Here is an 11,595-nt window from a genome sequence, read left to right as displayed (position 1 = left end):
GCTGGGTTGACTGGGTTCATCCGCCGTTTCGGCGGCGATATTGAGATTCGGCATAATCGCGGATAACTCCTGTTCTATATTTGAATAGTTAAATAACTGTTCAACTATAAAGCGGAATGATGACATCGCTGACGCGGACTTTAGCTTCCTAGCTCAGCGACTCGAAGAAGTGGGTAACGTACCTGTCGAAAGCCTCGTAATCGAGAGTGACATACTTCTCCCGAGCCTCCTTGTGCATGCGAATCAGGCCGGCCTCGCGCAGTGTGCGGAAGTGATAGGACCCTGCGGACTTGCTGATATCAACGACTTTGCCGATTTCCCCGCAGGTCACGCCTCGCCCGACCTTTTTCAGATAACGAATGATCTCAAGTCGAACCGGGTCCGACAGCGCCTTGAACACCTTCGCGGTCGTCTCGTTGTCGCCGGGTTCATTGTGTTCAACAGTCATACAACCATAATACAAAAACAACTCCCAAAACTCGATAGTTCGCACTGCAAGTTTGTGTTTTCGAATGAGGAATGCGATGCTTCAGGGGCGAATATGAACTCAAGAGCAAGACGCTTCAAATGTCTGCAGAACGTAAATCCGCATGCCTGCGGGTTTAGAGTCGTACTGACGCTTATCGAGCCAAACGATTCCGCGGTGTTATTTTTTAGCTGTCAGCGGTGATGATGCCGAGCTTATCGAGGGCCTTGAGGAAGCGGTCTTCCATGATGGCGTTGTCGATGAGCGGGTCGGATTGGGTGCGCACAAGGTAGTCGAACTGTTCGAGGTCCTTGTACTCGAACGCGGTCTGCAGATGAGCTTTCGCGCTCTCGTCGAGTTGGTCGTAGTACCGGTCGGCGATGAACGCCAGATCGTACAGGTCGCGGATCTTGTCGCGATTCAGGTAGGCGCCCGTCTTCAGCTCGCACAGTCGGCTGATGGTGTACACGAGGATTCCATTGACCTGAGCCGTTTCCTGGCTGGGCACTTGGCGTCGCCGGAAGCTGGCCTCGATCTTCAGCGGCCGTTCGGGGTTGCCATAGTCGACGAACGCGCGGCGCACTGTACTGGTGTCCTTCGCCTTGCGCCACGAATACCCGTGCATGTGGCACGTCTGATCGATGATGCTGAAGAACCGGCTTGAAGGCACGTTGGCGCGCTGTCCATCCAAGTCGATGTCCTCGCTGAATCGATCCAGCCCGTAGCATGCCATGAGTGCTGTTCCGTCTTTGAGGATAAAGGGATTGTCCGGCCCTGCATTGATGCCGCGCAGCATCGCATCGATCGCTTTGCGATGCGATGTCCTCCACGATTCATTGCCCTCGCTCATATGTGCGCCTTTGCATCCTGCGGTTGCTTTTCTTTGAAATCGAGCCATTGGCCGTAGTACTCATGCCCCATGAGCCAGTCGATCTGCGGCCACTGCTGACGGCCGCGCAGCTTCCACACCTGCTGCATGATGGGCAGGGTGGTGGACGGGTTGTCCAGGAACTGGTCGCGCATGCCTTGCGCGGAGCCGTACTGGCCCTGCTCGATCAGGTCGACGCAGGCGCGCATATGCCCGGCCACCGGCACTCGTCCCATGCCGGGAACCTGACCCTCGTGGATGTCCCACTCGCCGAACGGAGATGTGCTGCTGTCCAGCATGAAGGGACGTTTCCAATCCATCGACGAATAATGCCAATCGCCCGGCGTCGCGCGCCGATCTCCGAGATTGAGGGCGTGCAAGCCGCTTACGTACTGCGTCATGATGCCTCCCTCATGTGTTGATTCCTGCACCCATTCTACTGGTTTCTCTTTGTTTTGCGGGCAAAACCGCATGTTCTTGCACGCGACACGAGTTCGAACATATGTTCTACTGTTTGTGTATTGTATAACGTACCGAATCGGAAAACCGGCCACGAAGGAGCGCATAAGGAGGCGAGCTATGGCAGATCGTACTTACATCGCGATCGATCTCAAATCGTTCTATGCCTCCGTCGAATGCGTGGAGCGCAACCTTGATCCGCTGACGACCAATCTGGTGGTGGCCGATGTCAGCCGCACCGAGAAGACGATCTGCTTGGCGGTTTCGCCGTCGCTCAAGGCCTATGGCCTTCCCGGCCGCGCTCGGCTGTTCGAAGTGGTGCAGAAGATGGCGGAGGTCAATGAGCGCCGTCGTCTGAACGCTCCGGGGCGGCATCTCGAAGGGGAGTCCTTCGACGCCGATGAACTGAGCACATCGCCGAATCTGAAAGCGACCTATATCGCCGCCAAGCCCAAGATGGCGCGGTATCTGCAGCGCAGCACGGAAGTGTATGCCATTTATCTGCGATACGTGGGGGCGCAGGACATCCATGTGTATTCGGTCGATGAAGTGTTCATGGACGTGACCCATTATCTCAAGGCTTCGGGCATGAACGCGCATGAGATGGCGGTTGCCATAGTGCACGATATCCAAAAGGACACGAAGCTGACCGCCACAGCCGGAATCGGCACGAATATGTACCTGAGCAAGGTCGCGATGGATATTGTGGCGAAGCATATTCCGGGCGATGAGGACGGCGTGCGCGTCGCCGAACTCGATGAGACGTCGTATCGTCAGCTGCTGTGGGCGCACAGGCCGCTGACCGACTTCTGGCGGGTCGGGCGCGGATATGCAAAGAAACTCGAAGCGCACGGGTTGCTCACCATGGGGGATATAGCCCGCTGCTCAGCCGGAAGGCCTTGCGACTACTATAATGAGGACTTGCTCTACCGCATGTTTGGCGTCAACGCCGAGCTGCTCATCGATCATGCGTGGGGCTATGAGCCCTGCACCATTGAGGAGGTCAAGGCATACAAGCCCGCAGCCACCAGCATGAGCTCCGGTCAGGTGCTGCAAACGCCCTACGACTGGAAGCATGCCCGGCTCGTGATCAAGGAAATGACCGATATGCTCGTCTTGGAAATGGTGGACAAGCGGATGCAGACCGATCAGATCGGGCTGTACGTCGGCTATGAGCGGCTGAACAATGTTGCGCCGGGTGCCAGTACTAGTGCCGATCGAGCGCGTGCTGCTGATGAGAGACATGCTGGCGGCAGTCATGTTGGCAGAGAAGGTACTGATAAGGAGAGCGTCAGCGCTGAAAGTGCCGTCGTCGAGAGAGTCGGCGCAGAAGGCATTGACGTCGCTGCCGTCATGCGCAAGCCATCATCGCGAGCCGTGGTGCAGGACCGTTTTGGCCGCAAGGTGCCCAAACCCTCGCGAGGCACGACGAAGCTGGATTCGTACACCTCGTCATCCAAAGTCATTATCGAGGCCATGATGGCACTCTACGACCGCGTGACTGACCCGCTGCTTATGGTGCGCCGAATGAACGTCGTCGTGGGCCGGCTGCGACCGGCGTATGCATCGGGCACAGGGGAGCAACGTTATGAGCAGCCTGACCTGTTCTCATGCGGCGACGAGGAGGAAGCGGCGCGTCGGGCAGCCGAACAGGATCAGCGCAACGAACTCGAAGTGCAGCGTGCGATGCTTGGCGTCAAACGCCGATTCGGTCGCAACGCCATCGTCAAAGGCATGGATCTGGAAGAAGGTGCCACCGGAATCAAGCGCAACGCGCAGATAGGAGGCCACGCCGCATGACGCTTGAAGCAACCCATCGCTACGATGACATCATCGCGATGCCGCACCACCAGTCACGCACTCACGCGCGAATGGCCCTGTGCAATCGCGCCGCGCAGTTCATGCCCTTCGCTGCGCTCACCGGATACGACGCCATCATTATGGAAGCGGCGCGCGAAACACATCAGCGCGTGCTGTTGGACGAAGACGCGCAACGCGAACTCGACGCGAAGCTGCAGCGTGCCTTGGATCAGCGCGGATCCCATCATCGGCTGGCAATCACCTATTTTCGCAAGGATAGCAGCAAGGACGGCGGCGACTACATCACTGCCGAAGACGTCATCCACCTTATCGACCGAGAACGGAAAGCCCTTGTGCTCGAAGACCACACAGCAATTCCGCTTGAAGAAATCATCGCCTTAGAAGATTTGGATAAGCCTAGTGACGAAGATGAAGTGACTATAACTACAGATGGAGACTGAGCAGTAGATGTCTGGTATCCGATGCCGCGCCACAATGTCTATGCAACAGTCGCCTGAAATCACGAAGGTATTCATCCGAGATTTGCACGCTGAGACCGCCGCTCATCCTCCGCATCCACCTCCTCGATAACTTTGCCGAAATAAGCGTCATACTCTTCGGTATTGTGCAGCACCGCGACTATATCGTCGGCCTTATCGCGGAAATACTGCGTCAGCGCAGCAGTCGCACCATCCAGCACGCTGATTCCATCATCATCAGGGTTTGCCAACACCGCGCGGTTGTACAGCTCAGCGTCCACCGGCAACGTCAAAGAAATCACAGCCATAACGTACTTCCTCCGTCCCGATAACGCATTCGGACGATCATCATCAAGCCTTCTACTAGGAAATACTAGGACATTACTAGGAAATGACACCAACCTTGCAAACACTTGAATACCCACTCTGCCATGTTGTTTCCAAGCCTTGATTTCGCTGTGAACTAGGAAATACTAGGACATTGCTAGGAAAATTCTTGTCGTTCATTCGTTGTCATCAGCGAGCGCATAATACTGCGAGGGATCCTTGTCTTTTACATACCGTGCTGTAGATAAGTAGGTATATCCCTCAAGGATAAAAATCAACTATAGCTAAGACAAGTGCCTTCGAGGGAACACGATTTCAGACAGGAGGAGCGAGCGTGCTGTTTGTTCGGCGGTAGCAATCGGGGAGATAACGAACAAGGCCGGTGAGGGAGAATCACGGCACCATACGAATGATGCCGTGATCCTTCCTCACCGGCCTTATTTACAAAACAGTATTTCTTAGTCTCTGCAGAATGCCCCGCTTACGCCGTGAAGTACTCGACTCCGGCTTCGAAGATCGGCTGGCGCTCGGTACCGGGGACGTTGCGGTACAGGCCTGCGCCGGAGCGCTCAGAGTGGGCCATCTTGCCGAAGACGCGGCCATCGGGGCTGGTGATGCCTTCGATGGCGAGCAGGGAGCCGTTCGGATTCACGTCCAGACTCATGCCCGGCACGCCGTTTTCGTCCACATATTGCGTCGCTATCTGGCCGGAGGCCTTGAGCTGGTCGAGCACCGGCTGCGGGGCCACGAAACGGCCCTCGCCGTGGGATATCGCAATCGTATGAGTATCGCCGACCTTGGTTTTGGACAGCCACGGCGAGAGATCGGAAGCCACGCGCGTATGCACGAGGCGGCTCTGGTGGCGGCCGATGGTGTTGAAGGTCAGCGTCGGGCATTCGGCCGTCATCGGCACGATATCGCCAAAGGGCACCAAGCCGAGTTTGACGAGCGCCTGGAAGCCGTTGCACACGCCCAGCATCAGCCCGTCGCGGTTGTTCAGCAGGTCGCGCACGGCCTCGGTGACCTGTGGCGAGCGGAAGAACGCGGTGATGAACTTGGCCGAGCCGTCCGGCTCGTCGCCGCCGGAGAAGCCGCCGGGAATCATGACGATCTGGCTGCGGGATATCTCCTGCGCCAGCTGCGCGGTCGATTCCGCGACAGCGCCCGGGGTGAGGTTGTTGATGATCAGCGTGCTCACCTCGGCACCCGCCTGTTCGAAGGCCGCCGCCGAATCGTATTCGCAGTTGTTGCCGGGGAAGACGGGTATCACAACGCGCGGCTTGGCGACGCTTTTGCCGGAACGGTGTGCGCTCTGTCCAGCGACATGGCTGATTGTCTCGACCTCGGGGCCGTCTGCGCGGTAGGGGTACACCGATTCGATGCCGCCCTCCCAGACCTCCTGCAACTGCGCGAGATTCAAGGTCTCCTCGCCCGCGCGGAACGCATAATCGGCCGTCGTGGTGCCGATCGTGCCCATGCATACCCGGTTCGTCACCTTCGGCAACGTGGCACCATCGGCCAGCTCCACGAAGAACGAGCCATATTCCGGCTGGAAGAGATCATGAACGGCGATTTTTGGCTCAAGCGCGAGCCCGATGCCGTTGCCCACGGTCATCTCGAACAGCGCCGCAGCGCTTGCGCCGTAACCCGGCGTGGACACCGCCAGAGCGGAACCGTCTTCGATAAGCTCTTCGACGGCGCTTATTGCCCCGAGCAGGCCCTCAGTGTCCGGAGTCAATCCGTCAGCGGCGTAGCGCGGTGCGATACGCACGACGCGATGACCGGCGCCCTTGAACTCAGGCGAAGTGGCGTGATTCACCGGGCCGATGGCCACGGCGAAGGAAATCAGGCTCGGCGGCACGTCGAGATCCTCGAAGCTGCCGCTCATGGAATCCTTGCCGCCGATGGCGCCCACGCCCAGATCGACCTGCGCGTTCAGCGCGCCAAGCACTGCGGCCAGCGGCTTGCCCCAGCGGCTCGGCTCGGTGCCGGGCTTGCCGAAGTACTCCTGCAAGCTCAGGTAAGCGTTCTCGCGCTTGAACCCGCTGGCTACAAGCTTCGACAGCGACTCGACCACGGAAAGATATGCGCCGGTGAATTGGTCGCGCTCCATGATGTACGGGTTGAAACCCCACGCCATGGCCGAGGCGGTGGTCGTTTCGCCGAAGACCGGCAGCTTCGCCACCATCGCCAGGCTCGGCGTGAGCTGGCGCGAACCACCGTAGGGCATCAGCACCGTGCCTGCGCCGATGGTCGAATCGAAGCGCTCGCCAAGCCCCTTGTTCGAGGCGACGTTCAGATCGCTCACCAGCGCGTGCATGCGCGTCGCAAATGTTCCGGTATTCCACGATGTCGGTGTGGCATAGCTGCTGCTCGGCCCTACCTGCACCTGCTGATGCTTCTCGGCACCGTTCGAAGCGAGGAAGGCGCGACTCAGGTCAACGATGGCGTCGCCCTGCCAGTTCATGCGCATGCGAGCCTCTTCGGTGACGGTCGCGACAACCGTGGCCTCAAGATTCTCCTGACGCGCGTATTCGAGGAACTCGTCCACATCGGAAGCAGCGACATCCACCGCCATGCGCTCTTGCGACTCGGATATGGCCAGCTCAGTGCCGTCGAGTCCCGCGTACTTCTTGGGCACCGCGTCCAGATCGATGATCAGCCCGTCAGCGATCTCGCCGGTCGCTACCGACACGCCGCCTGCGCCGAAATCGTTGCAGCGCTTGATGAGCTGGCAGGCGTCCTTGCGGCGGAAGAGCCGCTGCAGTTTGCGTTCGACAGGGGCGTTGCCCTTCTGCACTTCGGCGCCGAGCTCGGTGGTCGAGGTGACGTCCAAGGACTGCGAAGCGCCTGTGGCCCCGCCGATGCCGTCGCGGCCAGTGCGCCCGCCCAGCAGAATGATCTTGTCGCCCGGAGTCGGGGTTTCGCGGCGCACGTGGTCGGCCGGCGTGGCACCTACCACGGCACCGACCTCCATGCGCTTGGCCACGTACCCAGGGTGATAGATCTCGTCCACCTGCCCGGTGGCCAGACCGATCTGGTTGCCATACGAGGAGTATCCGGCGGCGGCCCCGGTCACCAGCTTGCGCTGGGGGAGCTTGCCTTGCAATGTTTCGCTTACCGGTACGGTCGGGTCGCCGGCACCGGTGACCCGCATCGCCTGATACACGTAGGAACGGCCGGAAAGCGGGTCGCGGATGCAGCCGCCGATGCAGGTGGCCGCGCCGCCGAAGGGCTCGATTTCCGTGGGATGGTTATGCGTTTCGTTCTTGAACAGGAACAGCCAGTCCTCGTCGTGCCCGTTCACGTCAACCTTGACCTTGACGGTGCACGCGTTGATTTCCTCGGACTCGTCCAGACCGGTGAGCAGACCCTTGGCCGAAAGCCATTTCGCGCCGATGGTGGCCATATCCATAAGGCATATCGGCTTCTCATCGCGGCCCAGCTCCTTGCGCATCGCAAGATAGCGGTTGAAGGCCTCGCTCACCTTGTCGTCGTCGAAGGCGATGTCGTCAAGCCGCGTACCGAAGGTCGTATGCCGGCAGTGATCGGACCAGTACGTGTCAATGACCTTGATTTCGGTGATGGTCGGCTCGCGCTTCTCGTTGGCGAAATAGCGCTGGCAGCATTGCGCATCCGCCAGATCCATCGCCAGCCCGCGATCCGCAAGGAAATCGCCCAGACATTGTTCGTCCAGTTCGTTGAATCCCTTGAGGATTTCGACCGATCCGGGCTGCTTGACCTCGTCGTTCAGGCTGGTCACCGGGTCGAGCGAGGCTGGCCGCGATTCGACCGGATTAATCACATAGCGCTTGACGGCCGACAAATCCTCGGGGGAGAGGTCGCCAGCGATGATGTAGATTCTGGCCGTACGCACGGTGGGGCGCTCGCCTTGGGAGATGAGCTGGATACATTCGCTTGCAGAATCGGCCCGCTGATCGAACTGGCCGGGAAGATACTCCACGCCGAAGATGGCGCTGGCTGCGGTTGAGGCGCCGGCGTCTTCGGCGGTATCGTCGCCAATTTCAGGAAGCGTCGCGGAAACCGTATCGACCTGCGGCTCGCTGAACACGGTCGTCACGGCCTGATCAAACAGCGCGGCGTCGATGCCTTGCACGTCATAGCGGTTGATCATGCGCAGCCCGGTGATGCCCGTGATGCCGAGAATCGTGACGAGCTCGCTGCGCAATTGCTGCGCCTCAACGTCGAATCCTGGCTTCTTCTCCACGTAGATACGAAAAACGGTCGCATTGTCATGATTGTCATGAGCTGTTGCGTTCGCCTGTGCCGCGGTGTTTGTCTGAGCCACTCTTGTCCTGTCCTTCGGTCGGTGCTTGAGTACGGAATACACGGAATGCCTGTGTGATTATTTTTGGATGCTTGCGGTTTTCACCAAGTGTTGTATTTCACTGATTCGCTGGTCGTTGTATTTCACAATGCGCTGTATGTCACTGAGTGTTTCATGCCACAGTGTCTCATTCCACAATGTGTCGTACGGTGTGCGGCCAATGCAGTGTGGTATCACACCATACAAATGAGCATCGCCTGCACCCGAGGCTGACGGATGCAGGCGATTGCGATCATGCGCTGGGGGTGATGCCCTCGTCCTTGGCCAGTGCGGTCAGGCGTGCGTAGATATCCTCGTAGGCAGGGATGATGTCGCCCAAATCCCTGCGGAAAAGGTCCTTGTCGAGATGCTCGACCTTGCCATCCTTGCTGCCCTTGTTCCACAGGCGGCAGGTGTCGGGGGTGATTTCGTCGGCCAGGAGAATCTTCCCGTCGCTGGTCTTGCCCTCTTCGATCTTGAAATCGACCAGCTGCACGCCGATCTTCGTGAAGATGTCGAGCAGCGCGTCGTTGACAGCGCGTGCCTGACGCGAAATCGTGGCGAGCTCCTCTTCGCTGGCCAGTCCCAAGGCGATGATGCCGTCATCGTTGATGAAGGGGTCGCCCAGCTCGTCGGACTTCACGCAGAATTCGAGGATGGGCTTCTTCAGCTCCGTGCCTTCGGCGACGCCGTAGCGCTGCGCGAACGATCCTGCGGCGGTGTTGCGCATGATGATCTCAAGCGGGAACATATTCATGCGGCGCACCAGCTGCTCGGTGTCGGACAGGCGCTGCACGAAGTGGCTTTCCACGCCCCGGGCCTTGAGCAGGTCGAAGATGACGGAGGTGATGTGATTGTTCAGCTCGCCCTTGCCTTCGATCTGGGCTTTCTTTGCGCCGTTGCCGGCGGTCGCCTGATTCATGTATTCGACCCAGAGAATGTCCGGATCGTTGGTTGCGTAGAGTTTCTTGGCCTTGCCCTCGTAGAGCTTCTCCAGTTTCTCCATGACCCGCCTTTCGCGTATGTCTTTTCCACAAGATTTGGAGCAGTGAATTGACGCTCACAGCGTAGCAAGCAGAGGTTACAACGACACGGATGACCGGGCATACGACGAACTTTGTGCTGTTATACCCCAACAAACCAGGTATCTGCGTTGTGTGTAGCGTTATCGAGGTGCTCCGGGGGTCTATCTGCGTTGTGTGAGGCGCTATTTTCCGGAGCGTCGAGTATCAGGTGGCTCAGAACCGCGGTTTTCGGCCAGTGATACTCAGGGTGCCAAGGAATTAACGCCTCACACAACGCAGATAGACCTCTGCAAGGGTGAATTAGCGCTACACATAACGCAGATACCATCGAAAACTGGACAATTCGTACGCATTGCAACTTGAAGACACCCGAGCAAGATGGCTAACGAGCCGATATGGCGCACAAATTGCATGAAAACATCAGGCAATCGCGATGTTGAGCGTATCCGCCACCTGTGCGGCTCGCGCTCGCGCCTCGTCAACGTCCTTGCCGGTCGCCAGCGACACCGCCATGCGCCGATGGCCGTGCACAGCGGGCTTGGCGAAAATGCGCAGGTCGGTGTCCGGCTCGGACAGCGCCTCGGGCAGATTCGAGAACACAGCCTCGCCTTCGCCTTCGATCACAATCGCGTGGCTGGCCGCGACCGAACCCTGCCGCAGGGTCAAATCCAAATGCTCCTGCGTCACTGGCAGTCCTAGCACGGCCCGGGCGTGCAGTGCGAACTCGCTCAGGCGCTGGGACATCATGGTCACCATGCCTGTGTCATGAGGCCTGGGGGAGACCTCGTTGAAGAGCACGGTGCCGTTGTCGAGCACGAACAGCTCCACGCCGAACACGCCCCAGCCGCGCTCGCCCTCGCGCTGCGCCTGATCGACCATGCCCAGCACCGCAGTGCAAGCGATGCGCTGTGCTGTCGCCAGCGTCACCTCATCGACGTTGGCCGGCTGCCATGACTCGCGGTAATCGCCATGATCCTGCCGCTGCCCGATGGGTGCGCAGGTGACCACGCCCGCACGGGAGCTGACGGTGAGCACAGTCAGCTCATAGGCCAGCGGCACCAACGCCTCGACAATGACGCGTGAAACCGTTCCGTCGTTCGCTGCTCGGCGGCCGGTCTGCGCCTCCTGCCAGGCCTGTTCGAGCTGTTCCGAGCTGTCAACAACCGACTGCCCGTGTCCGGAGGAACTCATAATCGGCTTGACGACGCAGGGGTAGCCTACGGCTTCGGCACCGGCGCTAAGCTCCTCGAAGGACCCGGCGAAACGGTACGGCGTCGTAGGCAGGCCAAGCTCGTCATGAGCCAGCACGCGCAGCCGTTCGCGATCCATGCAGATTGCGGCGATGCCGGAGCTCGGCACCACCTGAATGCCTGATTGGGCTGCCTTGGCCAGCTCGGCAGTAGCGATGGCCTCTACTTCAGGGATGATGATGTCCGGCTTCACGCGGGCTATGAGCGCATTGAGTTTCTGCGCGTCCGCCATATCGAGCACCTGCGCCTCATGCGCCATCTGGGCCGCCGGGGCACCGGCATAGCTGTCCGCGGCGCACACCCATGCACCCAGCCGCATCAGTTCGATGGTGACCTCTTTGCCCAGCTCGCCTGAACCCAGCAGCAGCACACGGGTCGGCTTCGCACCCAAAGGCGTGCCAAGGGGTCGGTCGATGGTCAAGGAAGAGATGGGAGAAATGGACTGCGTGGTGGCGGACGTCGAGGCGGGACGATTCAGGCTGTTTTCGCTCATACGACCATTGTGCCATCTGTGGTGTATCGAAGATGTGGTGTATCGGGAGCGCGTGCTCTTGCGCTGTGCGGCGTTGGCTTGGTCGCCGTCGGCGGCGTCGG

Annotated in this window: 8 protein-coding genes and 1 pseudogene; 2 read left to right on the top strand and 7 right to left on the bottom strand. The window is 59.4% G+C overall.

Going from position 1 to position 11,595, the window contains the following annotated elements:
• Window positions 1–148: 148 nt before the first annotated feature.
• The 3 genes from LKG04_RS08410 to LKG04_RS08400 all read right to left on the bottom strand — a co-directional run bounded on the left by LKG04_RS08410 (window position 149) and on the right by LKG04_RS08400 (window position 1,735).
• The gene (locus LKG04_RS08410) at window positions 149–448 is read right to left on the bottom strand and encodes an ArsR/SmtB family transcription factor (protein ID WP_291763794.1); all 300 of its coding nucleotides are present in this window, start codon (window positions 446–448) and stop codon (window positions 149–151) included.
• 205 nt (window positions 449–653) lie between these two features.
• Window positions 654–1,316, bottom strand: a complete 663-nt coding sequence (locus LKG04_RS08405; protein ID WP_291763792.1) for a nucleotidyl transferase AbiEii/AbiGii toxin family protein — start codon at window positions 1,314–1,316, stop codon at window positions 654–656.
• The gene (locus LKG04_RS08400) at window positions 1,313–1,735 is read right to left on the bottom strand and encodes a hypothetical protein (protein ID WP_291763789.1); all 423 of its coding nucleotides are present in this window, start codon (window positions 1,733–1,735) and stop codon (window positions 1,313–1,315) included. The genes LKG04_RS08405 and LKG04_RS08400 overlap by 4 nt, the downstream gene beginning before the upstream one ends.
• A gap of 178 nt (window positions 1,736–1,913) precedes the next feature.
• Here LKG04_RS08400 and LKG04_RS08395 point away from each other — a divergent pair, with 178 nt between their 5' ends.
• Both LKG04_RS08395 and LKG04_RS08855 read left to right on the top strand, forming a co-directional pair.
• The gene (locus tag LKG04_RS08395; RefSeq protein ID WP_291763787.1) at window positions 1,914–3,593 is read left to right on the top strand and encodes a DinB/UmuC family translesion DNA polymerase; all 1,680 of its coding nucleotides are present in this window, start codon (window positions 1,914–1,916) and stop codon (window positions 3,591–3,593) included.
• Window positions 3,590–3,799 (top strand): annotated as a pseudogene (locus tag LKG04_RS08855) (hypothetical protein); the annotation flags it as partial. The gene LKG04_RS08395 and the pseudogene LKG04_RS08855, both read left to right, overlap by 4 nt.
• 326 nt (window positions 3,800–4,125) lie before the next feature.
• Here LKG04_RS08855 and LKG04_RS08385 read toward each other — a convergent pair.
• From LKG04_RS08385 to purT, 4 genes are all read right to left on the bottom strand, one after another.
• Window positions 4,126–4,380, bottom strand: a complete 255-nt coding sequence (locus tag LKG04_RS08385) for a hypothetical protein (protein WP_291763782.1) — start codon at window positions 4,378–4,380, stop codon at window positions 4,126–4,128.
• 500 nt (window positions 4,381–4,880) lie between these two features.
• Entirely contained in the window at window positions 4,881–8,627 is a 3,747-nt protein-coding gene (locus tag LKG04_RS08380) for a phosphoribosylformylglycinamidine synthase (protein ID WP_291763801.1), read from the bottom strand.
• 352 nt (window positions 8,628–8,979) lie between these two features.
• Window positions 8,980–9,732, bottom strand: a complete 753-nt coding sequence (gene purC / locus LKG04_RS08375; protein WP_291763779.1) for a phosphoribosylaminoimidazolesuccinocarboxamide synthase — start codon at window positions 9,730–9,732, stop codon at window positions 8,980–8,982.
• A gap of 439 nt (window positions 9,733–10,171) precedes the next feature.
• Window positions 10,172–11,494 (bottom strand): formate-dependent phosphoribosylglycinamide formyltransferase, encoded by a 1,323-nt coding sequence (gene purT / locus LKG04_RS08370; protein WP_291763797.1) that lies wholly within the window; start codon window positions 11,492–11,494, stop codon window positions 10,172–10,174.
• Window positions 11,495–11,595 lie beyond the last annotated feature (101 nt).

Origin of the sequence: Bifidobacterium sp. (assembly GCF_022640935.1) — a bacterium.
Taxonomy (GTDB): domain Bacteria; phylum Actinomycetota; class Actinomycetes; order Actinomycetales; family Bifidobacteriaceae; genus Bifidobacterium.
Note: the sequence above shows the minus strand (reverse complement) of the source record. Positions and strands in the feature narration are given on the sequence as shown.